The organism is Fimbriimonadaceae bacterium (genome assembly GCA_019454125.1).
Lineage (GTDB): Bacteria > Armatimonadota > Fimbriimonadia > Fimbriimonadales > Fimbriimonadaceae > JALHNM01.
The window spans coordinates 870,754-894,089 of record CP075365.1 but is presented as its reverse complement, the minus strand read 5'-3'; the positions used below and the strand labels follow the sequence as shown (position 1 = coordinate 894,089).

Annotated in this window: 22 protein-coding genes and 1 tRNA gene; 12 read left to right on the top strand and 11 right to left on the bottom strand. The window is 63.5% G+C overall.

All coding sequences use genetic code 11. From position 1 onward, the window contains the following. Positions 1-35 precede the first annotated feature (35 nt). From KF733_04445 to KF733_04425, 5 genes are read right to left on the bottom strand one after another with little or no spacing between them, the layout of a single operon-like run. Positions 36-509, bottom strand: coding sequence for a DUF421 domain-containing protein (locus KF733_04445; protein ID QYK56734.1), 474 nt, complete (start codon positions 507-509; stop codon positions 36-38). A gap of 47 nt (positions 510-556) precedes the next feature. Further along, entirely contained in the window at positions 557-1,153 is a 597-nt protein-coding gene (locus tag KF733_04440; protein QYK56733.1) for a hypothetical protein, read from the bottom strand. After that, a complete protein-coding gene (locus KF733_04435; protein QYK56732.1) occupies positions 1,150-1,359 on the bottom strand; it encodes a DUF1003 domain-containing protein in 210 nt (69 codons plus the stop codon). Before KF733_04435 ends, KF733_04440 begins: the two co-directional genes overlap by 4 nt. Before the next feature lie 11 nt (positions 1,360-1,370). Continuing rightward, positions 1,371-2,312, bottom strand: a complete 942-nt coding sequence (locus tag KF733_04430) for a ring-cleaving dioxygenase (protein ID QYK56731.1) — start codon at positions 2,310-2,312, stop codon at positions 1,371-1,373. Between the two features lie 44 nt (positions 2,313-2,356). Next, entirely contained in the window at positions 2,357-4,501 is a 2,145-nt protein-coding gene (locus KF733_04425) for a glycosyltransferase (protein ID QYK56730.1), read from the bottom strand. A gap of 338 nt (positions 4,502-4,839) precedes the next feature. Here KF733_04425 and KF733_04420 point away from each other — a divergent pair, with 338 nt between their 5' ends. The 4 genes from KF733_04420 to KF733_04405 all read left to right on the top strand — a co-directional run bounded on the left by KF733_04420 (position 4,840) and on the right by KF733_04405 (position 9,175). Beyond that, the gene (locus tag KF733_04420; protein ID QYK56729.1) at positions 4,840-5,841 is read left to right on the top strand and encodes a hypothetical protein; all 1,002 of its coding nucleotides are present in this window, start codon (positions 4,840-4,842) and stop codon (positions 5,839-5,841) included. Positions 5,842-5,940: 99 nt separating this feature from the next. Continuing rightward, positions 5,941-6,930 (top strand): selenide, water dikinase SelD, encoded by a 990-nt coding sequence (gene selD, locus KF733_04415; GenBank protein ID QYK56728.1) that lies wholly within the window; start codon positions 5,941-5,943, stop codon positions 6,928-6,930. 56 nt (positions 6,931-6,986) lie between these two features. Beyond that, positions 6,987-9,071, top strand: a complete 2,085-nt coding sequence (locus tag KF733_04410) for a hypothetical protein (GenBank protein QYK56727.1) — start codon at positions 6,987-6,989, stop codon at positions 9,069-9,071. A 28-nt stretch (positions 9,072-9,099) separates the two neighbouring features. Beyond that, a tRNA-Arg gene (locus KF733_04405) sits at positions 9,100-9,175 on the top strand. 85 nt (positions 9,176-9,260) lie between these two features. Here the strand turns inward: KF733_04405 and KF733_04400 are convergent. Further along, a complete protein-coding gene (locus KF733_04400) occupies positions 9,261-9,827 on the bottom strand; it encodes a hypothetical protein (GenBank protein ID QYK56726.1) in 567 nt (188 codons plus the stop codon). A 70-nt stretch (positions 9,828-9,897) separates the two neighbouring features. On the opposite strand from KF733_04400, the gene KF733_04395 reads away from it, so the two are divergent. The 4 genes from KF733_04395 (at position 9,898) to KF733_04380 (ending at position 13,784) form a co-directional block, all read left to right on the top strand. Then, entirely contained in the window at positions 9,898-10,668 is a 771-nt protein-coding gene (locus KF733_04395; GenBank protein ID QYK56725.1) for a hypothetical protein, read from the top strand. A gap of 187 nt (positions 10,669-10,855) precedes the next feature. Next, positions 10,856-11,584 (top strand): PEP-CTERM sorting domain-containing protein, encoded by a 729-nt coding sequence (locus KF733_04390; GenBank protein ID QYK56724.1) that lies wholly within the window; start codon positions 10,856-10,858, stop codon positions 11,582-11,584. Positions 11,585-11,771: 187 nt separating this feature from the next. Then, positions 11,772-12,497 carry a PEP-CTERM sorting domain-containing protein gene (locus KF733_04385; GenBank protein QYK56723.1) on the top strand — a complete coding sequence of 242 codons (726 nt, stop codon included), beginning with the start codon at positions 11,772-11,774 and terminating at the stop codon, positions 12,495-12,497. A gap of 93 nt (positions 12,498-12,590) precedes the next feature. Beyond that, positions 12,591-13,784, top strand: coding sequence for an FAD-dependent oxidoreductase (locus KF733_04380; GenBank protein QYK56722.1), 1,194 nt, complete (start codon positions 12,591-12,593; stop codon positions 13,782-13,784). Here the strand turns inward: KF733_04380 and KF733_04375 are convergent. Beyond that, positions 13,781-15,238: an Nramp family divalent metal transporter gene (locus tag KF733_04375; protein ID QYK56721.1), complete on the bottom strand. Its 1,458-nt coding sequence runs from the start codon at positions 15,236-15,238 to the stop codon at positions 13,781-13,783. The genes KF733_04380 and KF733_04375 overlap by 4 nt on opposite strands. An 85-nt stretch (positions 15,239-15,323) precedes the next feature. On the opposite strand from KF733_04375, the gene mntR reads away from it, so the two are divergent. After that, positions 15,324-15,746: a manganese-binding transcriptional regulator MntR gene (gene mntR, locus KF733_04370; GenBank protein QYK56720.1), complete on the top strand. Its 423-nt coding sequence runs from the start codon at positions 15,324-15,326 to the stop codon at positions 15,744-15,746. Here the strand turns inward: mntR and KF733_04365 are convergent. Next, positions 15,743-16,459, bottom strand: a complete 717-nt coding sequence (locus KF733_04365; GenBank protein QYK56719.1) for a hypothetical protein — start codon at positions 16,457-16,459, stop codon at positions 15,743-15,745. The two genes, mntR and KF733_04365, sit on opposite strands and share 4 nt — an antisense overlap. A gap of 185 nt (positions 16,460-16,644) precedes the next feature. Here KF733_04365 and KF733_04360 point away from each other — a divergent pair, with 185 nt between their 5' ends. Genes KF733_04360 through KF733_04350 form a run of 3 tightly spaced genes read left to right on the top strand, consistent with a single transcriptional unit; the run spans position 16,645 to position 21,074 of the window. After that, positions 16,645-18,171, top strand: a complete 1,527-nt coding sequence (locus KF733_04360) for a glycosyltransferase family 39 protein (protein QYK56718.1) — start codon at positions 16,645-16,647, stop codon at positions 18,169-18,171. Positions 18,172-18,201: 30 nt separating this feature from the next. Beyond that, positions 18,202-18,969 (top strand): DUF554 domain-containing protein, encoded by a 768-nt coding sequence (locus KF733_04355; GenBank protein ID QYK56717.1) that lies wholly within the window; start codon positions 18,202-18,204, stop codon positions 18,967-18,969. Then, entirely contained in the window at positions 18,966-21,074 is a 2,109-nt protein-coding gene (locus KF733_04350; GenBank protein QYK56716.1) for a S9 family peptidase, read from the top strand. The genes KF733_04355 and KF733_04350 overlap by 4 nt, the downstream gene beginning before the upstream one ends. Before the next feature lie 4 nt (positions 21,075-21,078). On the opposite strand, the gene KF733_04345 is transcribed toward KF733_04350, so the two are convergent. Genes KF733_04345 through KF733_04335 form a run of 3 tightly spaced genes read right to left on the bottom strand, consistent with a single transcriptional unit; the run spans position 21,079 to position 23,265 of the window. Further along, positions 21,079-21,318 (bottom strand): zf-HC2 domain-containing protein, encoded by a 240-nt coding sequence (locus KF733_04345; GenBank protein ID QYK56715.1) that lies wholly within the window; start codon positions 21,316-21,318, stop codon positions 21,079-21,081. Further along, positions 21,311-21,907, bottom strand: coding sequence for a sigma-70 family RNA polymerase sigma factor (locus tag KF733_04340; protein ID QYK56714.1), 597 nt, complete (start codon positions 21,905-21,907; stop codon positions 21,311-21,313). The genes KF733_04345 and KF733_04340 overlap by 8 nt, the downstream gene beginning before the upstream one ends. Positions 21,908-21,927: 20 nt before the next feature. Next, on the bottom strand, positions 21,928-23,265 hold the full coding sequence (locus tag KF733_04335; GenBank protein ID QYK56713.1) for a hypothetical protein: 1,338 nt from the start codon (positions 23,263-23,265) through the stop codon (positions 21,928-21,930). Between the last annotated feature and the right edge of the window lie 71 nt (positions 23,266-23,336).

The following is a 23,336-nucleotide window of genomic DNA, read 5'->3' as shown; positions in this document are numbered from 1 at the left end:
CGGGTTCCCCTGCCAAGGCGAGCCACCACGGTTGGTCACCGCACGGGGACCACGCTCACTTCCCCGTTCGACTCCATGTAAGCGCGCTTGACCTTCGCGATGTCATCGATGCCTTGCAGGCGCAACTGGCTCTCCAGTTCCTCCGGCGAGATGAACTCCCTTCGTAAGTTCCGTCCCAAGGGCTTGCCATCCTGCACGAGCAACGTGGGCGGAGACTGGACGAGCCGCCGCACGAATTTGAAACGGTACGAAAGGTAGTCGAGCAAGGTGGCCCAGCCGACGATAGTCGACGCCAGGATCAAGCCGTCCGCCGCCGTCTTCGACTCGCCTTGCAGCGGGTCGCTGACGCTCTCCGCCACGAGCACCATGAGCAGAATGTCGGAACGCCCCACACTGCCCGATTCCCGCTTGGAGATGAACCGGAAAACGATCAAGAGCCCAAGGTAAATGACCGTCCCGTGCAGGACGTGCTCCCACCAAGGCACGCTGATTGTCGTGATCCACCGCACAGTCCGTTACTACAAAAGAACGTCGTGCGGCCAGAAACGGAAGAAGCCTAACCAGCCGAGAGCCGGGCCATCCAGGCAGATAGGCTCGTCATGTCGGACTCGTCCAGCCCATGGCCGGTTTCCGCCCAAGCGACCTCGACGGAGGCGCCGTACTCGAGCAGCATCGAGCCGAGCTGCTCGGTTTGGTGCGGGTCGACGATGTCGTCGAACCGTCCGCCCCCGAGCCAGGCGTGGGCCTCGCCCAGGCACAGGCGCTCTTCGGGGATGAAGGGGACGCTCGGCCGAAGCATCGCCGCGCCCCTGAGCAACCGCGGACGCAGGAACATGAGGGCGGCCGCGACACTCGCGCCGTTTGAGTACCCCACCGCCACAAGATTCGGAATCTCGAGCGACTCGACCCAATCGGCAAGCTCGCCGACTTTCTCCTTCAGGTCCGGGAGGTCGAATTTCCCTTCGGCGAAGCGCCGGAACCAACGCAAGCCAGGCTCGTCGGTGGACTTGCCGCGCGGGCTCAGCACGCCCCATTTCGGCGCGACCCGCTCCACGATCGGCAGCATCTGGCGTTCGTCGCCGCCCGTCCCGTGCAAGGACAGAACGGTCCACCCGTTCTCCGAGGGCCGGGAAAAGTGCTCGAAGGCGCTCAAGGCTTGGACGCCTTGTTCATGAGGTCTCTTAGCATGTCGATTTCGATTTGCTGGAATTCTAACAGCCGCTTCATTTGAGAGACGACAAGATAATCGAGTTTGTCGTGCAAGAGGCGGACCTCCAACTCCGCCTTAAGGTTTACCTTGAAATCGTGGACGGCGCGCGCCCGGGCTTTCTCCTCCTGCCGGTTCTTGCTTTCGGCCACCATTTCTGCGTCTAGGGCACGGTGACGCCGGCGGGCGTCGTGATCTTCGGCAACCTTCGGACGATTTGCGGCCGATACTCTTCGAGCCATTCCGGCAGGACCAACGTCTCGCCGAGGTGCTCGACCGGCTCGTCCACCGCGAACCCAGGGGTGTCCGTAGCAACCTCGAAGAGCACGCCGCCCGGCTCCCGGAAATAGATGCTGCGGAAGTACTTTCTCTCCTGGACCGGGGTCACGTTCTGTCCGCTCGACCGCAAGGAGCCAAGCAGTTCGACTTGCGCCGCGTCGTCTGGCACGCGATAGGCGATATGGTGCACCGTGCCGACCCCGTCGCGCCCCCGCCCTTGGTTCGGCAGGCAGACGAGTTCGATAAAGCCGCCCGGCCCGTCCGCGCTCGCCAGCCGTCGGACGTTTCCCTCTTCCGCAAGGAACCGGAAGCCCAGCTGCTCGTCCATCAGCCTCTCGGTCTGCTCGCAAGCTTCCAGCCAGAGCTCTGTCGAGTGGAACCCGCGAATCGCCGCTTCAAGTGGCACGTCCGATTGGTCCCACGCATTGCGATCGTCTACCGCCTCGACCAGGGCCAGGTTCAAGCCGTCTGGGTCGACGAAGTTGAGTCGCGCCTCTCCGAAACGGGTCGCCTCAGTGAACTCAACGCCGTTCTCAGCGAGGCGTCCACGCCAATAGGCGAGAGCCCCGACCGGCACCGAGAACGCTGTGCGGCCGACTTGCCCCGTGCCGTGCCGGCCGCGATAGGCGTCGGGCCAGGGGAAGAAGGTCATCGCGCTGCCCGGCGACCCGGTCGCGTCCCCATAGTAGAGGTGGTACGTTCCTGGGTCGTCGAAGTTGACCGTCACCTTGACCATCCTGAGGCCCAGGACGCCCGCGTAGAAGTCGACGTTCCGCTGGGAATCGCCGCACATCGCCGTAACGTGGTGGATGCCGTGCACTGCCATTTCTTATCCATAAAGCCGTTTGTCGCGGCTATGGTTCGGCAGGACTAACAGACGGTCACGGCTTCCCAAGGCGCGACCCGCTGGATGAGGCCCTCGTAGACAACGCGCGACGTCAAGTAAGCGATCGTCGATTCCGCGCCCCGGTTCAAGCTGGGCCCATCGGGGGCGAGACCATCGTAAGCGCCGGTCCCGTCCGGTGGGATGACCGGGACGCCGACGGCGTTTTCGCCCTCGAACCATCGGTAGGCGCGCTCCGCCTCGCGGATCCATTTGCGCCGCCCGGTCGCTTCGAATGCACGGGCACAAGCCAGTACGATGGACATCGCCTCGATCGGCTGTTGGTCGAAGACCGCGCGGGGGCCCCCGCCCGGATGAAACCCGTGGCACCCGATCGGAAGGAAGACTCCGCCGGGGCCCGTGTGCACAGCCGTGACATGCTCTAGGATCTCTAGGCCTTGGCTCAGACTTTTAACGTTTTGGAACTCGTAGCCATATGCGATAAGCGCTTCGGCAAACCGGCCGTTGTCATAAGTCATAGACTCTTCAGGCCACTTCCATCCTTCTTCATCGCGACACTGCGCGAGAATCTCCTGCGCCAGTTGGCCCGCAAGGTGCGCGTACTCTTCGCGCCAAACTTCCGTCGTAAGGTCTACGAGACCTATGAGCGCGTTCGCCCGGGAGCGGACGTAACGCATCTCCTTGATGCTCGGCAGCGCTTGACGGAACAGGCTCTCGCCGAGGGTCTTGCGGCCGATATTTGAACCGTAGCGGGCTAACCGCCCGAGGGCTGCGAAGGCCCTGCCCTGGCTTTCTTCGCTCCCCTCATCCTCCAGCCAATGGCGTCGGAAATCCATGAAATTTCGGAACTTTCCGCATTTCTCGTTATAGGCGTATTCAAGAAAGCTGGCGTAGACGGCCTCTAATCGAACCAGGTTAGGATCCCACCCATAGACGTTACCGAGTTCTAAGACCAGGGAGAGGGCGCGGGCGTTGTCGTCTGTGCAATACCCCTCACGACGGTTCGGAATGTCGTAGTTCGCATGTTGCAGGATTCCGGTGTCGTCGGTCAGCGCCTGCAAATGGAAAAGGTTAGGAACTTCCCCGTCGAAGGAGCGGGCAAGGGTCGCCTCTCGAGAAGGCACGTATTCGCGGAGACACTGTCCGAAAGTGCGCGTGTACTCCGCGCCGACTTGTTTCCAAGTCATGGTCTGCGCCTTTTGCGTCGCGCGGGCCTCTACTCCCTTTCTAAACCCTTCGTCGGCGAGCAAACGGCCGACCGCCTCGCCGAGCGCAGCGGGATCCGACGGCGGCACAAGAAGGCCGGTGCCGTCGCCGAGCAACTCTTGCGCGTGCCAGTACTCAGTGGAGACGACGGCGCGGCCGGAACCTACCGCATAAGCCAAGGTCCCCGAAGTAATCTGCTCCCTGTTCAGATAAGGAGTCACGTACACCTCGCAGGCATGAAGCATGACCAAAAGCTCTTCGAGATCGACGAACCGGTCGACGAACTCCACGCTCCCGCAAATCCCTAATTCTTCGATGAGGGACTCAAGGCTTGCTCGATAAGCCTCGCCACTTTGTCGCTTAACGTGGGGGTGTGTCTGCCCGACGACCACGTACCGGGCTTCTGGAGCAAACTTTAACACCTCCGGCATCGCGCGGACCATGGCCTCGATGCCCTTTCCCGGAGATAGCAGCCCAAATGTGAGGATGTTTCGCCCGATCCAACCCAACTGGTCTTTGGCCTCCTCGCGGGTGAGAGAAAGCGGTTCGTGCACGCCGTGCTCGATCACGCACACTTTGCTAGAGTCAATGCCATAAGCCCGCTGTAAGAGTTTAACCGCTATCGGATTCATGACGACTAAGCGGCTCGAAAGGTCGGCGATGGCCCGCACTGTGTCCCTTTGCCCTTGGGTGGGACTAGAAAGGATCGTGTGAAGGGTCGTCACGACCGGAACTTGGACACCGCGGAGAAGGTGGAGGAGATCACTACCGTCGGGCCCGCCAAAGATCCCGTGCTCGTGTTGCACGCAAAGCGTGCCCCCACGCTGATTGATAAAGTCTGCGGCCATGACGTGCGAATAGGGATCGCACTTATCAATGGTCAATCCGACCCGCGACGGATAGGTCGGGTTTTCTTTGCCATCGTCCATTGCGATTACCGCAACGTCGCACCCTTTTCCTTCCAAAGCATCAGCGAGGTCTGCTGTAAATGTGGCAATTCCGCAGCGCCGAGGCGGATGGTTACCAAGTAAAGTGACAGTCATGAGTCATCCCGGGGGTATTTCACAACCGATCTCCCCGCATACCTAGCTCTACGCCCGCTTGTGTGAGAACCTGGCAAAGAGGTCAGGCAGGGCCCATAAAGTTTCTGTAAGAGTCTGCCGGGAATTTAGGGGCCCCCTCGGGCAAAGCCGAAAAACCGGCAGGTATGTTCGGCCTGAGCAAAAGGTCAGCCGGGGTCCACAGGAATACGTTTCCAACCAGTGTGCCCGTGCCTGTCTCCAGCCAGCTCGAACATTACGCTATGCACGATGGGTATGAACAGCTGTTCGTCCGTGAACCGCAGAACCCGATTCTTAAGGCCTCCGATTGGCCTTACCCCATTCATTCGGTCTTCAACCCGGGGGCCACGCGGCTCCAGGACGGAACGACCCTGCTCCTGTGCCGATGCGAGGACCGGCGAGGGATCTCGCACCTGACCGCCGCCCGGTCGGCCGATGGGGTGACGGACTGGCAGATCGACCCTTCCCCGACCTTCGCCCCAGACCCGGCCAACCATGCCGAAGAGCTTTGGGGGATCGAGGACCCGCGCATCACGTTCGTCCCCGACCTCGGAAAGTATGTCATCGCCTACACCGCGTACAGCAAGACAGGCCCGGGGGTCGCGCTGGCCACGACCGAAGACTTCAAGACGTTTGAGCGGCTGGGCCTCGTGATGCAGCCGGACGACAAGGACGCGGCCCTCCTGCCGCGCCTGTTCGACGACCAGTTCGTCCTGATCCACCGGCCGACCACCGAGCAGGGCTCGCACATGTGGATCTCGCAGTCGCCCGACCTGCGGAACTGGGGCGGCCACCGCCAGATGCTTCCCGCCCGCCTTGGCGCCTGGTGGGACGCGAACAAGATCGGGCTATCGCCGCCGCCGATCGAGACCCCGCGCGGCTGGATCGTGATGTACCACGGCGTGCGACGCCACGCGTCCGGGGCGATCTATCGTCTCGGGCTGGCCCTCTTCGATCTGGAGCGGCCGGAGGTGTGCCTCTTGCGCGGCGAAACCTGGATGATGGCGCCGGTCGAGCGCTATGAGATCGAAGGCGACGTGCCCTACGTGGTGTTCCCGTGTGGCTACACGGTGGGCGACGACGGCGACACCGTGAACCTCTACTATGGCGCGGCGGACACGTGCATCGGCCTGGCGCGGGGCAGCATCGGGCAACTCCTCGAGTGGCTCGACCGCAATGGGACGCACATGGTCGGTGTCGCGGGCACGGAAGTGGAAAGCCGGGAGTTGACGACCGAACCATAAGGCAAAGGCCGGCCGCCCAGACCTGCTAACCTAGCCCGCATGCGTTTGACGCACCTGGTCGCCTGCGCGGGTTGAGCGAGCAAGCTGGGCCCAGCCCAGTTGGCCGAGGTCCTCGGCCGTTTGCCGCGGTCTGCGAACCCCGACCTGCTCGTCGGCTTTGAAACGTCCGACGACGCGGGCGTCTTTCTGGTGCCTTCCGGAGCCTCCCCTTTGTTTGGGGGAGCTGGTTCACACCCCGGGGAGAAGGAGGGGCACCGCCGTACGGCCCTGGTGCAGACGATGGACTTCTTCACACCGATCGTCGACGATCCCTACTCCTACGGCCAGATCGCGGCCGCGAACGCCCTGAGCGACGTTTACGCCATGGGGGGCCGCCCGATCACGGTGATGAACATCGCCTGCTTCGATCCGACCGCCGCGCCGCCCGAGGTCTGGGCGCAAGTGCTGCTGGGGATGCACGACAAGACGGTGGAAGCGGGCGCCGTCGTCGTGGGCGGGCACACCATCGACGACCCGATGCCGAAGTTCGGCATGAGCGTCACCGGCTTGGTCGATCCGGACAAAATCTTGCGCAACGACCTGGCCGAGCCTGGCGACGGGATTTGGCTGAGCAAGCCCCTCGGCACGGGCATCGCCACCACTGCCGCGAAGAACGACCGCTGCCGACCTGACGAGCTTGCGGCGGCGATCGAATCCATGTCCACCCTCAATGCAGCCGCCGCGGAAGCGGCGCTGGCCGCGGGCGCGCGCTGCGCGACGGACGTCACCGGGTTCGGCCTTGCCGGCCACCTCTTCAACATTGCGCGTTCAAGCGGGGTCGCGATCGAGATTGAGTGCGCCAAGCTCCCCGTCCTCCCCGGAATCGAGCGCATGGTCGCGGAAGGATGCGTGACGGGTGGCGCGACGCGCACGCGAGAGTTCCTTGCAGACCGGTTAAGAATCAGCGATGGGGTGCCTTCGTGGCTGGTGCAGCTTGCCCTGGACCCCCAGACCAGTGGCGGGCTGGCGGTCGCAAGCGCCCGGCCGGTGGAAGGGAGCGTCCTCATCGGCCGAGTTTTGCCGGGCGGACCGGAAATCGCGTTGATTTAACGTAACGCGATTGTTTTGGCGGCCGTACGCGTCAATAATATTGGCCCGGTGCCCTCATGACGTCGCTCGCTTTACTCGTCGCCCTTTGTCAACAGAAAGACACCGTCACCCTGACTAAAGGGATCGCTGCAGCCGGCGAGGTCGTAAAGGCGCTGGCCGAGAACACCGGCGAAACGTTGCTCACCGAGGGACCGATCGCCTTCGAACCGCTCCTGGTCCGACTGAAGGATGTGCCGAAGGACGAGGCCCTCGAAAGGGTCGCGAAAGTTCTTGACGGTGTCTGGCGCACGGAGGGCGGCAAGAAGATTCTTGCCCGGAGGCCTGGTTACGAAGCGGAACAGGAAAATGTGCGGATAGAGGCGATCGCGGCGCAGATCCGCAAGAAGATCACGGAATCGGACATTGCCCAGGAGCTCACGCGCGAGGGGGCCGAAAAGGCCGTCAAGGCCGCCATCGCAGCGCAAGAACTGCCAGAAGAGACGCGGTGGTCGGCCGTCATGGCCGCTGACGCACGGTCGGCAAGGAAGCGGCTCATCATGCGCATCGTCAAGAGCGTCGGGGTGGAGCGCCTCGCCAAGCTTCGCTCTGGGGAGCAACTCGTTCTCAGTTCCCATCCGACCCCCCGCCAGGAAGCTTTGCCCAAGGATTTCCAGGCCGCGGTCCAGAGTTATCTGAATGAAAGGGCGATGCTCCGCGATGCTTTGGGCCAAAGCACGTTCTCCAACGCGGTCGGCGGTTATTACTCGGAGATTTTGCAGGAAGACGATGCCGGGGTGACACCGACCTACTTTTTGTTCAAGTTCAGTAGGAACGCGATGGGCGGTTTCTTGGACTTGAAATACACCCTTAGCTCCGACGATTGGTCGACCCAAAGCAACGAAATGTTCGGAATTGAGGCGCCCGGATCCGATCAAGCCACGACCATAAAGCTTCCGGACGTTAAAGCGGAACTTCAATTGTCCGAGCGCGCGCAGAACATTGTTACCGCAATGAAGCAAGCGATGTCGCAACGAGGGCGTTCTTCAAAGCCGGAGGAGCCGACGGATTACCAAAAAGCTCTGTTAGGATATTTCAAGGAGATGGATAAGGACGACCCGTTCGCTTGGATCCCGTCTGAAACTCTTCTTGCTGCGGCCGAGGCCGTCGACGTAAACCTGGTGGCGCGTCTTGACGACGCCATGATCTTGATGTCGAACTACATGCTTGCGGACCAGAAAGACGCCATCGCGGGAACAAGGGCGCTCCTAAGCTTCTCCAAACCCAGTTTCGAGCAGTCGGACGATTGGTGGGTCATTTCCCCACCCAAGGCAAACCCTTACAACTTCTTCGTCGTACCGCGAGTCGCGGTGGCCAAGTTTGCTCGAAAGTACGAGAAGGAAGGGGCTAACGTCGACACTCTTGCTGACTTTGCCCAGGCATCTGGGTCCAAAGAAGCGTTCAATTTTGGTTGCCAAGTCCTCGGACTGGCCCTGCCCGGGCTGTCAGGCTTTGATTGGAGCGGCTACGATGCTCTCTCGATCTACGGAGCACTTGATGCTAACTCACGAGCAGCAGCCAAAAGGGGCGAGTTCCGTTTCAAGTACGGTACGGTCAAGAACGCTCTGACCAAGCGTGTCGACGAGTGGATCCAAGACTCCACGGTCAATCCAGTTTCAGGTGACCACTCGGAGGTTGATTTCAAGTTCCAGCAAGCGGTCCAGCGCACGGGGGGTGAGCCGACGTCCTTGTTCCCATACGGCATTCCGAGCAATTCCGAAATCACCGTCTCGTTAAAGCTCGGCGACAAGCAGTACATGGAGTTGGAGTATGAGGGCGGTTATCGACAGACCATGGCGGCTGACAAGGAAACGATCGCCAGCTACTTATGGAGCAGCGAGGGGAACGAGTACATTCGAACCCTCCGGTTTTTCAGAGGAGAACAGACTTTACTCACCGTCCTTCTAAGCACTCCTGAGAAACTGGGATCCAGTGCGGTGTTCGAATTGAAACCTCCAATGCCGGAATCTACGCCGACCGGCCTGGACGGCCTTGACGCCGAGACCCGCAGGGCCGTGGAGGAGAAGGTCGCCGAGTACCGAAAGCAACGTGGAACCATGAGAATGACGCCGCAACAGGACCAGGGCCGTCGCATCAAGCCCTGAGCCCTGCGGTACGCTCATAGGGCGGCGCGCCCTCGTAGCTCAGTGGATAGAGCGCCTCCGTCCTAAGGAGGGCGTCGGGGGTTCGATTCCCTCCGAGGGCGCCACCTGCTTTTATCGTCCAGCCGGATGCCAGCCCGATCCGCTTCGGGCGGCGGAAGCTCCGGGCTGAGGGCCACGGCGGGCCGAGGTCTAGCCCAACCCTCCGATGCCCCCGATGACACCGGTGGCGAAGGCGATCGCATAAAAGATGGAGCCAATGACCACCAGGCCCAGAACGATGAGCGAGACGATGAAGGCGGCCTGCGCGTTGGGATTGCCCTTCTTCTTGGCCTCGTTCGCGAAGTAGACCGCAGCGGGCGAGGCGAAACAGCAGCAGAAGAGCCCGACTGCGGAAAGGATGAAGGACTTCGTGACGTCCCCACCGCCGTCGTCGCCGACGTTCATCGGCGCGTAAGCGCCAGAGGAACTGGGGGGGTATTGGTAGGGGTCTGGCGCCGCGTACGGCGCAGAAGGGCCGGGGGCGCTCGGCTCGGAAGTGAGGCCGGGATAGCTTGGCCCGGGGTCGCTGGGGGCCGCCGCGGCAGGGCCAGAGAAGATGATGCCGGGCACCGAACTGGCGGGTGCCCGCGCGCCCGTATCGACCGATTCGAGTTCAGTGGAGGGCGTGATGCGCCCCTCGGCGGCCCACTGGGTCAACGTGTCGACGTCGGCGGGCCCAAACTTCTGGCCATCGGGCCAAATGACGTAGTACTTCATTGGGGCGAGACTCTCCAGAGGGCGTGATCGTACCTTTGACAGGACGCGTCCGTCTCTAGCGACGAGCGGCTTGAGCGATATGACTCCCTCGAACCCTGCTTCTTTCGACCTGCGGCGTTCCCCTGCCACCTGGGGTCTGATCATCTCGCTGGCGGTCGGGTTCGTGCTCGGGTGGATCCCCTCGGTCGGCCAGCAGTGGGGCTCCGCCGTCATCTTCGACGGCTCGCTCTCGCGACCCTGGACCCTTCTCACCTATCCGTTCGGCGGCTTGGGCGGAGCCTTGTCGTACATCTTCGCCGGATTGTGGCTGCACGGCGTGGGCCGGTACATCGAGGAACGAGAAGGGAGCGGGCGCCTGCTCTTCTTCTTCTTTGGGCTCGCCCTGGTCGCCTCCCTCGGGATCGCGCTCGCGGCGCTCTCCGGTATCCGACCCGCCCTCTTGGGCGACCCTTGGATTCCCATCGCCGGCCTGACTTGCATCTGGGCCGCCCGCGAGCCCGACCAGCCGATCCGCTTCATGTTCGTGCTGCAACTGGCGGCCAAGTGGGTGGCGCTGGTCGCGGCCGTCCTGATCTTCTTTGGATACGGCGCGGGGGCGCCCTTGATCGGAGTCCTTGCCGTGCTGCCGTGCGTGGTGGGCTGGTTCTATGGCCGGGGCAACCTGCGCTTGCCAGCCCGAGACCGAATGGTAAGCACGGGCCGGGGCCCGGCCCAATCGCCTAAGGAGTTCGACGCCTATATAAATAAGGTCAAGGATCGCGAGCGGGAAAGGGACGAACGGGAGCGTCTGCGACGACTCCTGGAATCCAGTGTCTCGGAAGAAGGGCCAGAGGACCGCTGACCTCCCCGGGGAAATAGACAGGGTCTAGTGCCTGGCCAGACAAAGTGACAGGCAATTCTGCCTGTTTGTCTCTAGATGATGGACATTGGCCGCGATCTAGATGTACCATACGAATCGCACAGTAAACGTGCACTGCCGAACTAGCGTCGGCGGGTTCTTCCAATCGGAGGACAAAAAGGAAATGAACATGCGAACCCTGCTTTCTCTGTCGCTCGTGGCCATCGCGGTTGCCGCTAACGCCCAGCTCGTTAATGGCCCTTACAACAGCATGGACCAGATCACCCCTGGCGGTGCTAGCCTCGTTTCGACCCCGGACTTCGGCGTCGTTCAGATCTTCGGTGACTTCCCCGAGTTCAGCGGCACCTCGATCGACGACTTCAACACCGGTGGTGGGAACCGAGTCGACAAGGTCGCCATCGCTTTCGAGATCACCGACCCGTCCATGCCGATCAACAGCTTCGATTGGCGCATCGCCATCTACAGCAGCCCGAACGGCGCTGGTAACTCGGGCAACGGCCTCAACAGCGGCGGCGGCGTCCTCAGCTGGGTCGACCTCAACGCTGCCCAGGGCACCACGACCCGCATCACCGGTGTTGGTGGCACCACCAACCCGACCTACATCCAGGAGTTCTCCGGTCTGAACCTCGCTGTTAGCGGCTCCACTGCCTACATCGGCATGGCTGTCCGACGCGACTTCGGTCTCGGCGGCCAGGCGTTCATCCTCAGCAATGTGGGTGGCACTCCCGGCGGCTTCAACGGCTACGGCATCAACCCGGGCAACGGCTTCGGGTCCGGCGCCGTCCTTCAGACGGCCAACAACTACGCCTACGCGGTCAACGTCGTGCCGGAGCCGGCCACGATGCTCGCGCTCGGCGCTGGCCTCGCTGCGATCGCTCGCCGACGCCGCAGCAACTAATTTCTGGTTGACGGACGCGCAAGCGTCCTAGGCTCAGAAAGGAAGGACCCCAGTCAATGACTGGGGTTTCTTTTTTTCCCGTTCGTGACCTCACGGGAAAAAACGCTGTCACAGAAAATGGCGACACGGACAATCTGAACGTGGAGGCATTCTCACGAGATTGCTTCTTTGACCTGAGGACACACACATGAAGAAAACGCTGCTTCTCGCTCTTGCTGCGGCCACCGTCGCTGCCAACGCTCAGCTTCTCAACACCTATAACGCGATGAACCAGATCACTCCTGGCGGTTCTTCGCTCAGCACCATCACTGACTTCGGCGTCGTCCAGATCTTTGGCGACTTCGGCGACTTCAGCGGCACTTCGATCGACGACTTTAACACCAATGGTGGGAACCGAGTCGACAAGGTCGCGATCGCCTTCGAGATCACCGACCCGTCCATGCCCGTCAACAGCTTCGACTGGCGCATCGCCATTTACACGGATCCGCAGAGCGCGGGCAACTCCGGCAACGGCCTCAACGGCGGCCCCGGCGTCCTGAGCTGGGTCGACCTCAACGCTGCCCAGGGCACCACGACCCGCATCACCGGCGTCGGTGGCACCACCAACCCGACCTACGTCCAGGAGTTCACTGGACTCAACCTCGCCGTCAGCGGGTCCCGCGCCTTCATCGGCATGGCCATTAAGCGCGACTTCGGCGCCGGCGGCCAGGCCTTCGTGCTCGGCCACTCGGGCGGCAACCCGGGCGGCAACAACGGCTGGGGCATCAACCCGGGCGACGGCTTCGGCTCTGGCGCCGTCACCCCGCTCGCCAACAACTACAGCTACGCGGTCAACGTCGTTCCGGAGCCCGCCACGATGCTCGCTCTCGGCACGGGCCTCGCCGCTCTCGTCGCTCGCCGCCGCAAGGCCTAATCCCGCCGTCGCTTGAAGCGAAGGCCCGGACTGCCGCCCCGTCGAGAAAAATCGGCGGGGCGGCCTTGTGCTTCCTCGCGGTAGATTGTCCCCGTGGCAAGAGCCGCCGTCATCGGCGCCGGAATCGTCGGCCTCTTCAGCGCACACGAGCTGACAAGGGCCGGCTGGCAGGTGTCCCTTTACGACGCTGGTGCCGCCGCCCCCCTTTGCTCCAGGGGCAATGCGGGCATGCTGGTCCCGAGCCACATCGTCCCACTGGCGGCGCCGGGCGTTTTGGACCAAGTCTTCACCTGGCTGCTGGATCCCCACAGCCCCTTTCGCCTCAAAGCCCGACCCGACATCGACCTTTGGCGCTGGGCGCGCCTCTTCCTGGCCCATTGCACGCAAGAGCATGTGAAGACCGCCGCACCGTTGCTCATGCAGCTCGGCGCCAGGGGCCGCAGGCTCTGGAGCGAGGCCGCTGAATCGCTTCCCTTCCCCTTCGGCTTCCATGAGCGCGGCCTGCTCATGCTGTGCCGGACGGAAGACGGGCTCGAGGAAGAAGCCGAAGCGGCCATGCATGCGCGGGAACTCGGCATCGAAGCCGAGATCCTCGCCCATCGCGGACTCACCGCGCTCGAACCTTTTGCGGGCCACAAGGCGGTCGGTGGCGTCTTTTATCCCGGCGACGCCCAGATCGACCCGCCCCTGCTTACGGACGGGCTGCGAGCCCACCTCGCCGAGACTGGGGTCGAGTTCGTGGCGGAACAGGTGGGCGAGGTTGCGGAAGTCCAGGGGGACGTCGTCGTGCTTGCGGCCGGGGCATGGACCGAGCAGCTGGCGAAGGGATTGGGGATCCGCATGCCGCTGCAGGGCGGCAAGGGGTACAGCTTCGAACTGGCGCGAGGGGAGCTCCAGACCCGGATACCGAGCCTGCTGCTGGAGGATCGGGTCGCGGTGACGCCGATGGCCGACAGGGTTCGGATCGCGGGCACGCTCGAATTGGTCGGCACCGATTTATCGGTGGATGCGCGACGGGTCGAGGGACTGCATCGCGCCCTGCCCCGCTTCTACGCGGCATCGGTCCGGCCGCCGCTCTCGTGCACCTGGAGCGGCTTGAGGCCTTGCAGCCCTGACGGCCTGCCCTATATCGGCCAGATCCCGGGCACGCGCTACCTCGTCGCGACCGGGCACGGAACCCTCGGGGTTTCGCTCGCACCCCTGACCGGTCGTTTGATCGCGCAGATGGCGGACGGGCGGCCGACCGACTTGGAGACCGGCCCGCTTAGTCCCGTACGCTTCGGCTAGGCCGCAGCCCCGTCGGCCTTTGGCCGGTCCTTATAGATAAAGTGGACATAGGCGGCGAAGCCGATGGCGGCAAGGATCAAGCCGACGACCAGCGCCGGCAGCCAGGGCACCTGGTGCTCCCTTTGGAAGGTCGTGTAGACGTCGTAGAGCAAGTACACGTTAAGGGCGGAGATCAGGAAGCCCATCGTATAGCCGAGCCACTTCACCAATGGCTTATTCGCAAAACGCCCCATCTTAGTCTTGTCGCTCGTGACGCTAACGAGCGGAAAGATGGCGAACGGCAGTTGCATAGAAAGGACGACTTGTGAAAGCACGAGTAAGTTAACGGTCTCCTTTCCGCCACTGATCTGGATCAGGATGACGGCCGGGATAATCGCTAAGCTTCGCGTGACCAAGCGACGGATCCATGGTGCGATCCTCCATCGCATAAAGCCTTCCATGACGATCTGTCCTGCAAGGGTGCCGGTAATCGTGGATGATTGGCCAGAGGCCAATAAGGCGATTGCAAAGGCAGTCGCAGAACCTGCACCAAGAACCGTATTCAAAAGCACGTGACCCTGCTCTAACTCTTCCACCACGATACCGGCGTTATGGAACAGTGCCGCGGCAAGAATGAGGATCGCGGCGTTCACAAAGAACGCGAGGCTGAGGGCGAGCACGGTGTCGATCTTATTGAACTTTATCGCCTCTTCGAGACCCCCGTTGCCTTGCTCTATCTTCCGAGTCTGCACGATGCTGGAGTGGAGATAAAGGTTATGAGGCATGACCGTGGCCCCGAGAATGCCGACAGAGATCAGCAACGCCTCCGTATTCGGAAGAGTGGGCACAAACGTACCCCGCGCAACGAGGCTCCAGTCTGGTTTTGCCAAGAAGATCTCATAGGCAAAGCAACCGAAGATTGTGAGCACCAGGGTAAAGATAATCGCCTCAATCTTGCGGAAACCAAACTTCATGAACGACAGCAGGATCAGGACGTCTAGGCCCGTGAGGATAACGCCGGCTTCCAACCGGATGCCGAACAAAAGATAGAGCGCGACCGCGGACCCCACGACTTCGGCCAGGTCGCACGCGATGATCGCAATTTCGCAAAGGATCCACATGGCGATCGCCGCAGGCCTTTTGTAGTAGTCCCGGCAGGCCATCGCCAAATCCTTGCCGGTTACCAAACCCAGCTTGGCGCACAACACCTGGAGGAATTGCGCCATAAGGTTGGAGATAAAAATCACCCAAAGCAGCGCATAGCCGAACTTCGAGCCGCCGGCGAGGTCCGTGCCCCAGTTGCCGGGGTCCATATAGCCGACGCTGACCAAAAAGCCTGGCCCCGCAAAGCCGAGCCAGCGCCGCCAGGTCGGCTTCGTGCGGTCGACCGCGACCGACGAGTTGACCTCCGGTAGGGAGCGGAAACCGGTGTCCGGCGGCCCCCCCCCTGGCTGACTCCCTGCTTCCAATGCCATAGGCCCTGAGATGTAGCCTGGGCTACGGACGGAGAGTGTAGCCGGGGCTACGATTCTAAATCAAGCCTGTGCTACACTTTTAGTCGTGACGGGCTCAAAATCGACCGCCGACCGGTTCGAAAGGACCCGGGAGGCCCATCGGGCTGAGCTGGCCGAGGACTATGTGGAAGTCGTCTTGGACCTGATCGAGGATACGGGCGAGGCACGGGTGACGGAGATCGCGGCGAAGCTGGGCGTGGCGCACCCGACCGTGGCCAAGGCCCTCAGGAAGCTGGAACGAGAAGGTTTGGTGGAACTCGTGCCCTATCGACCCGTCCGGCTCACCTCCGCGGGTCTCAACCTTGCCCGCGAGTGCCGCGAGCGCCACCGCATCGTCGTGCGGTTCCTCCTCGTCCTCGGCCTGGACGCCGAGTCCGCCGAGCTCGAAGCGGAAGGAATCGAGCACCACGTGAGCGAAAAAACGCTCCTTCTTATGTCCCGCTTTGGGGAGAAGCCGACCGCCTCTTAGGAGCCGAGCGCCACGCGCTCGAGCACGGCGGGCTCAGCTAAAGGGCGGTAGTGCCTCTCCGCGATGCGTTGCGATTCGTGGACGAAGAGATCGCCCATGAGCCGCACGAGCGTGGTGTGGACGAAGAAGACTTCCAGAACGGGCACGACCACGGCCAACGGCACCGCATGGACGAACGCGGGAAACGCCCATTCCAGCAAGGAGATGAAGAGCCCCAACGCCGGGATCATAAAGGCGTTCGCCATGACCCAAAGCTTGATCCCCTGCAGTTGCATCGGCACCACGTCGTGCCACATGTTGTTGAGCTGGGCGAGCAGGTTCCCGTCCTCGTCGCGATAGAGGCTCCGGTGGGCGCTGAACCAGATGGCCTGATAGCCGATAATGCTGCCGATGTTGCCCCCGATGATCGTGACCAGCATCGTGAGGACACCTTTTTGCCAAAGGTCGTTCGGCGTGAGATATTGGAAGGCGATCCCGGAGAAGAAGCCGAGGGATCCGAACGGGCCGACCATGAAATAGACCGCGAACAAACGGCCCCGGATCGCTTTCGCAAGGGAGATCACGTCGTGGCGGATGGACTCTAGGTCTCGGTTCTCCAGGGCGTGCCGGCTCGCCCGAAAGTCGTCCATCAGCTTGTGCCAATGGTAGGCGGGGTTGATGAGCTCACGAAGGTAGCCGAAGACCTCTTTGGGCGACCGCTTCTTGCTCGGCATAATTCTGACGACGTCAGGGGCGTTTCCAACCGTCCCCAACTTTCTAGAATACTCTTCGCAGGACGTGCCGGTTCGTTGCAAAGGGCTGTAGAAGGTCGGAAAATGGGGCCTTGCGGCCCCGCCGGGGTCCCTCGCCCGAGACGAGCCTTGCGCCATCCCGGGCCAGGCGGTATCTTGACCCCGGCATGGCCCGGGAAGTGCCCAGCGCGCGGTGGAACTCGCCCGGCATCGTCTTGCCTCTCCTCGTGGTCTTCGCCCACGCGCTGTGCCTCACCCGCTATGGCACGTTCCGCGACGAGTTCTACTATCTTGCCTGCGCCCAAAGGATCGATTGGGGCTACGTGGACCATCCGCCTTTGTCCGTGTTCCTCTTGAAGGCGCTCTCCCTCGTGTTCGGCGAGTCGCTCGGCGTGATGCGGATGGCCGTCGCACTGGCGGGGGCGGGGACGGTGGCGCTGGTCGTGGCAACTGCACGCCGCCTGGGGGCGAGCGACTGGGGGCTCTGGCTCGCGGGACTCATCCCGAGCGTGGCAGGCATGTACTTGGTGGTCTTCCACCTTTACACGATGAACGCCTTCGAGATCCTCATCTGGGCGGGGGTGGCGTATCTCGTGGCGGGTGGGCTGGCCCAAGCAAAGCCTGCGACCTGGGTTGGGTTGGGCGTCCTGGTCGGGCTCGGGTTCCTCAATAAGTACAGCATCCTTTGGATGGGCGCGGGGCTCCTCGTGGGGTTGCTCACGAGCCGCGACCGGCGTGTCCTCGGGACGCCGCACCCTTATCTGGCGGCCGGTCTGGCCCTCCTCATCGCCCTGCCCCACGTCTTGTGGCAGGCACAGCACAGCTGGGTGACGGTGCAGTTCGCGCGGAACGCGCAAGACCTGAAGCTCGCACCGATCCCCCCCTGGACGTTCTTGGGACAGCAGGCCGTCGTGATGAACTTGGGCGCCGTCCCGTTCCTCGTCCTGGGGTTGGCCTGGGGCCTGCGGGGCCGCCTTGGCGAGCCTGGGCGCGTCATGGCATGGGTGTTCTTGACCGTGATGACCGTGCTGCTCTTGAACGGACGCAGCCGCGTGAACTACCTGGCCCCCGCGTATCCGTTCCTCATCCCGCTCGCCGCCCTCGCGACCCAGCGGTTGTTCGAAAGCCGCAAGTGGCGGCCGGCATGGGCGCTTGCCCCAGTCACCGCCCTGGGGCTCTCGACGGTGCCGCTCGCCCTGCCCCTGCTTCCTGTCGATACGCTCGACAAGGTTGTCCGTGCGTCCCCCATCAAGCCGCCGAACGAGGAGAAGACGCCAAAGGCGGCGATCCAAGGCTATGCGGACGAGTTCGGATGGGAGGAGCTTGCAGCCGAGGTGCAGCGCGTCTTCGATTCGCTCCCGGAAGCAGACCGTGGCAAAGCCGTCGTGGTCACCTGGAACTACGGCGAGGCCGCGGCCCTCGAGCACCTCGCCCGGCACTACCGGCTGCCCCCCGTCGTCTGCGGGCACAACGCCTATTCCCTGTGGCCGAAGCCGGATTGGGACGGGTCGGTCGCGATTCTCGTCAACGAGTCCAGTGCGCAATGGCTCGGGCTCTTCCGGCAGAGCCGCCTGGCCGGCCGGGTCGAGGCGCCCTGGGCCATGCCGGAACAGGACGAGTCGCCGGTTTGGGTCGCGCGCGACCTCCAAATTGCCCCGGCAGAGTTCTATGAAAGGCTGCGCCGCCTTTACTAAGCCCGGACGTTTTCGGGCATAGTCGCGGAGTTGGATCGACAGCGCGGCATTCCTTACGGCGGGACGTTGCTGAATACGGGCACTGTCCTGGCTGGCTCGACCCTTGGCCTGGCTTTGGGATCGTGGCTCCCGGCCGAGATCCAAACCGTCGCGCTGGCCGGGATTGGGCTCGTCGTCGTCGGGATCGGGATCAAAATGTTCCTCGCGACGAACAACGTCCTTATCGTAGCGGGGGCGGTGGCGCTCGGAGGCGTGATCGGCAAGCTGATGGGGATCGACGTCGGCCTGGCCACGGTCGCCGACAGGGCCCGGGCGCTTACCGGCGGCAGCGACCGTGCGTTCAACGACGGGCTTGTGACCGCCTCAGTGCTCTTCTGCGTCGGGCCGATGACGCTCATCGGTTGCGTGCAGGACGGCCTGGAGGGCGACAGTGAGCTCTTGCGCCTGAAGTCGCTGCTCGATTTCATCGCCTCGCTCTTTCTGGCCGCCGTGAGCCCGGCCTTCGGTGCGGGAGTGCTCGCCTCGGCCGCCGTGGTGCTCTTGGTGCAGGGCGGCTTGACATTGGGGGCCCGCCCGCTCGCCCCCATCGCCGCGAACAAAGCGGTCATGGACGAGGGCACGGCGGCCGGAGGGGCGGTCACCCTCGCCATCGGCTTGAGCCTGCTCGGCGTCGAGCCCGTACGCAGCCTTCCAAAAGAGGTTTACTTGCCCGCCTTAGTCTTAGCGCCGCTCGCGGCCTGGTTTGCCGCAAAGCGTGTCCCCAAGCCCGACTTACACGTCCCTAATCCAGAACCATGAAGATCTACCGCCCGCTGTGGGCACCCCTGCTCGCCACGGCCCTGGCAACCACGTGCTTCGCCCAGAGGACCCTGGAAGGGTCGGAGATCCAGCGCCAGGCGCAACAGTTCAGCCGGGACGCCGCCGCCTTCCGCACCCAGCTCCCTATCGCGCAATGGATCGGCCCGGCGAAACTCGCCTACCAGGACGGCGAGGAGTGGGCGGTCTTCGACGCGAAGACCGGCAACTCAGCGCGGCAGAAAGAGCGGCCCGAGTCCGAGATCAAAGGGGGCGGGCGACAGAACCGCAACGCGAGACGCCGTTCTCCCGGGCGCGCCGCCCAGTTCGGCGAAGCCTTCAGTCCCGATGGCAAGGTGCGGATCTACAACAAGGACGACAACGCCTGGCTCGACCGTGAAGGCCAGCTCCCTCTCCAGTTGACGACAGACGGCGGCAACGGGCTGAAGTATGCGGCCGGCACCTGGGTCTACGGCGAAGAACTGTACCAAAGCGAGGCTTGCGGGGTTTCCAGCGATGGCCGCTGGGCTTGGTACTACCGCATGGACGAACGCAAAGTGCCGATGAACATGGTGGTCCGCGGTCAGCGGAGCTACCGGGCCACCTTTGGCGCACAGGCCTATCCCAAGACCGGCGACCCTAATCCTCAGGCCGATGTTTTCGTCGTCGAGGTCGCCACGGGCGAGTCCCGCCTTATCGAGGCCCGACCAGGCCCCTTCGACGATGCCGTCGGGCACTTGGTCTATGACATCGAGTTCTCGCCGGACTCGCGCGAGGTCTACTTCCGCCGCACCGACCGTCGCCAAAAGACGATGGAATGGTGCGCCGCCGACCCCGCCACGGGCCGCTCGAGGGTGGTCGTCCGCGAATCCTCCCCCGATACCTACACGCCAAACAACCTGGGCAAACGGTGGCTCTCGCTGGAGCCCGACATCGAGAAACGCGCCGACCTCGGGAAGTCCGTGCTCTGGGCCAGCGACCGCAACGGTTACATCAACGAGTTCCTGCTCGATACGGCCACCGGCAAGACCACGCAGCTGACCGACAACAAGTTCGACGTGACCGGCATCGAGCGGCTGCAGCTGGACGCCGGCCGGCTCTTCTATATGGCGGGGAGCCAGGGCAACCCATACCTACGGCAGCTTTGGGTGGTGGGCCTGGACGGCAAGAACAATCGCCGGTTGACCGAGCCGAGCCGCTCGCACTCGGTGGACGTCTCCCCGGACGGGACCGCGTTCCTCGACCGGTATGAATCGATCGACGCGCCGCCCGCTCTTCGGGTCGTGGGGCTGGACGGCAAGGTGCTCTTGGACATCACCAAGCCCCTCATGCCGACGGCACCGGCCGGCATGACGCCCGCCCAGCGCTTCGAGTACCTGGCCGCGGACGGCAAGACCCCGCTGTTCGCCCGGATCAGCAAGCCGCGCAACTTCGACCCGATGCGGAAGTACCCGCTCCTCATTTCGGTCTACGGCGGGCCGCTAGACCCCGCCGGCGGCGACCACTCGGAGTTTTTTGGCGGGCCGGACCGCCTCGCTGGATACGGGTTCGTCGTCGCCGACCTCACGAACCGTGGGACGGGGGGCCGGGGCAAGGCCCACCGCGACGCCACCTATGGAAAGCTGGGCATCGTCGATATCGACGATATGGCGGCGGGAGTGCGGGCCCTTTTGAAGGCTGGCTATATCGACCCGGACCGCATCGGCATCTACGGCACCTCCTATGGGGGTTACTCCTCGCTGATATCCATCTTGCGCTACCCCGAGCTATACCGCGCGGCCAGTGCCTCCAGCGGCGTGACCGACTGGCGCCACTACGATTCCATCTATACCGAGCGGTACATGAACGTGGTCGCGGACAACGAGGAAGGGTACAAGGCGGGCTCCGCCATGACGTATGTCGCGAACCTGAAGGGCTGGATCCAGTTCTACTTTGGCACCGCGGACGATAACGTGCTGCCCGGCAACAGCCTTCAGGTCGTGGACGCGCTCAACCGGGCGGGCAAGCCCTACGATATGATCGTCGGGGTCGACGCGGGCCACAGCGGGGTGAACGACGCGCGAATGGTCGAGTTCTTCTTGAACCGGATGGAGATCCCTTGGAAGTAGGGGCCTAGCCCTCTTTCTCAAGGCATTGGCAGAGCCGGGCCATCAGGTCTTCCGGGACCTGCATCTCGGCCAGCTTCTCCTTCAGACAACGAAGGACCGACCCCTCGAAGACGAACTCGTCCTTGCAGGGCGGGCACCGCTCCAGATGGGCGCGGACGGCCTCGTACTCCTCGGCGCAAAGCTCGCGGTCGATGTAGTCCTGCAGCTTCTCGAAGGCCTCCCGGCAGTCCATGGGCTCAGGCATGGGTGGCCTCCGGTGCTTCCCCGTCCACAATACCGCGCTCCCGCGCGATGTCCCAGAGAACTTTCTGCATCAGCTTGCGGCCCCGGTGCAGGCGCGACCGCACGGTGCCCACCGGGATCTCCAACATCTCAGCGATTTGCTCATAGGTGAAGTCGTTGAGGAAGTACAGCGTGGCCGCCGCCCGAAACTCCACGGGCAAACGCTGCATCGCCTCGCCCACTGCCTCAACGTCCATCCTATCCAGCACAAGGCGGGCCGGGTCGTCCTCGTTCCCGAGCAGGCCGTGCTGCTGGGACATCTTGTAGAGGTAGACGTCTTCCGCCTCATCGATCGGGGTGGTCTCCACCCGCCCCCGCGACCGGGTCTTGAAGAACCGGTTGGTCAGGATTTTCAGGAACCAGGCCCGGAAGTTCGTGCCCTTCTGGAAGGTGTCAAAAGCCCGAAAGGCGGAGACGGTCGAGTCCTGCACCAGATCCATGGCGTCCTCCTCGTTCCTCGTCAGATTATAGGCGACCTTATAGGCCACCGCCGCGACGGGCTCAAGCAGGGCTTGGAACTCGTCCCGCTTGGTGGCGATGGCGACGTCCATCCGCAAGAGTATGCCCGCGCTCACCGCTCCGGGAAGAGGCCATAGCGCACAAGGGCCTGGTGGCGCGGCGCGTCCAGCGTGTCCTGGGCTTGGTAGTCCAGCGCTGGGTAAGCGCCGTCCTCGCGCGGGGGCCCTGTGTCGCGCATGTGCATGAAGAGCCCGCCCCCTGCCCGCGCCCAGGCCTTGAAGAAGAGGTCGTACGCCTCCATGATCCGGGTGTCGCTGGCCGCGCGGGTCACGAAGCCTTGCAGTTCCGGCGCCTCTTTCGGGGCGGTCATGCGCAGCCCGCCTGAATAGGCGAGAAGCTTGAGCCCGTTCTCCTTGGCGATCTCTCCGAAGACGTGGAGGCGGGGCGCGGCGACCTTCTCGGCGTCCTCGCTCAAAATCTCGATCACCGCGTCGTACTCGTCCTCCTTGATCCGGCCGATGTTGCCCGCGTCGCTCACCGAACTGCCGAAAAACGGGGCGGTCGCCATCGCCTGGAACCGGCCCTTCACGCCTTCCGCCCCCAGCATCGCGCGCGCCAGGCCCTCATCCTCGAAAGGCACGCTCAGGACGCGGACGACCCGCTCTGGGCTGCCCGTCTCGATGGCGAACTGGGCGGTGACTTCGGCCGCGCGCTTCGCGGCTACGATGGCCTGGTCGCTCGTCTTGTCTCTCCAGAGCTCGTCGCCCAACTCGACGACGATCGGAAGGTAGGTCTTCAGCCGGTCGCGCACAAGGTGGGCAAGGCCCGTGACATAGCTTTCGTCCGCCCCCTCGGGCAGGGTCACCCAGAGCGTGGTGGTCTTAGCAGACGCGAGGTCGATCGCCACTTCCCAGGGCACCTTGCCCCCAAAATAGGTCGGCGTACCGGGCGGCGTACGGTCGCTCCAAGACTTCTCCTGTGAGCCTGCCGTGCCCACCCAGTCCGCAAAGCGCAGCCCGCGGTAGAGGCTCATGCGCTGGGCAAAGACGGGGTGGAACGGGCCGTACTCTGGCCCAAACCCTGCCCCGAAGAGCTTGAACCGGTCGGGCTGTCCCCCTTCCACGCGCAGGGTGACGCTTCCTTCCGTCTTCGTCAGGGAGAGGACGGCCGATCCCGCGCCAGACTCCACCAGAGTCGCGCCATCGACGCCCACGAGCCTGCCCCGCCCTTCCCAATCGGCGCGGTACTCGCCGGGGGGGATGTGGCCGGACTTGCTGAAGACGGTCGCCGTCCAAGTGTCCCCTTCCTTTGCCCAGGGGGTCGCGGCGTGCATGAAGTCTGTGAAGGCGGTCTGGGTCGCGCCCTGGGCGATCGGCGCGAGGTTCGTGCCAAGCGGCGGAAGGCTCACTTGGCTCAGGGAGAGCATCGCACCAATCGCAATTGCGTACATAAAGGCCTCTATTTTAGACGCCCGGGCGGACTCGGTGAAATCGGTGGCCTCAGGCAGGCCGGACGGTAGAA

Excerpts from the sequence above, each read along its gene's own strand:
- KF733_04430 (QYK56731.1), bottom strand. The coding sequence starts at position 2,312 with ATGGCAGTGCACGGCATCCACCACGTTACGGCGATGTGCGGCGATTCC.
- KF733_04420 (QYK56729.1), top strand. The coding sequence starts at position 4,840 with ATGCACGATGGGTATGAACAGCTGTTCGTCCGTGAACCGCAGAACCCG.
- KF733_04410 (QYK56727.1), top strand. The coding sequence starts at position 6,987 with ATGACGTCGCTCGCTTTACTCGTCGCCCTTTGTCAACAGAAAGACACC.
- KF733_04400 (QYK56726.1), bottom strand. The coding sequence starts at position 9,827 with ATGAAGTACTACGTCATTTGGCCCGATGGCCAGAAGTTTGGGCCCGCC.
- KF733_04390 (QYK56724.1), top strand. The coding sequence starts at position 10,856 with ATGCGAACCCTGCTTTCTCTGTCGCTCGTGGCCATCGCGGTTGCCGCT.
- KF733_04385 (QYK56723.1), top strand. The coding sequence starts at position 11,772 with ATGAAGAAAACGCTGCTTCTCGCTCTTGCTGCGGCCACCGTCGCTGCC.
- KF733_04375 (QYK56721.1), bottom strand. The coding sequence starts at position 15,238 with ATGGCATTGGAAGCAGGGAGTCAGCCAGGGGGGGGGCCGCCGGACACC.
- KF733_04365 (QYK56719.1), bottom strand. The coding sequence starts at position 16,459 with ATGCCGAGCAAGAAGCGGTCGCCCAAAGAGGTCTTCGGCTACCTTCGT.
- KF733_04360 (QYK56718.1), top strand. The coding sequence starts at position 16,645 with ATGGCCCGGGAAGTGCCCAGCGCGCGGTGGAACTCGCCCGGCATCGTC.
- KF733_04350 (QYK56716.1), top strand. The coding sequence starts at position 18,966 with ATGAAGATCTACCGCCCGCTGTGGGCACCCCTGCTCGCCACGGCCCTG.
- KF733_04345 (QYK56715.1), bottom strand. The coding sequence starts at position 21,318 with ATGCCTGAGCCCATGGACTGCCGGGAGGCCTTCGAGAAGCTGCAGGAC.
- KF733_04340 (QYK56714.1), bottom strand. The coding sequence starts at position 21,907 with ATGGACGTCGCCATCGCCACCAAGCGGGACGAGTTCCAAGCCCTGCTT.
- KF733_04335 (QYK56713.1), bottom strand. The coding sequence starts at position 23,265 with ATGTACGCAATTGCGATTGGTGCGATGCTCTCCCTGAGCCAAGTGAGC.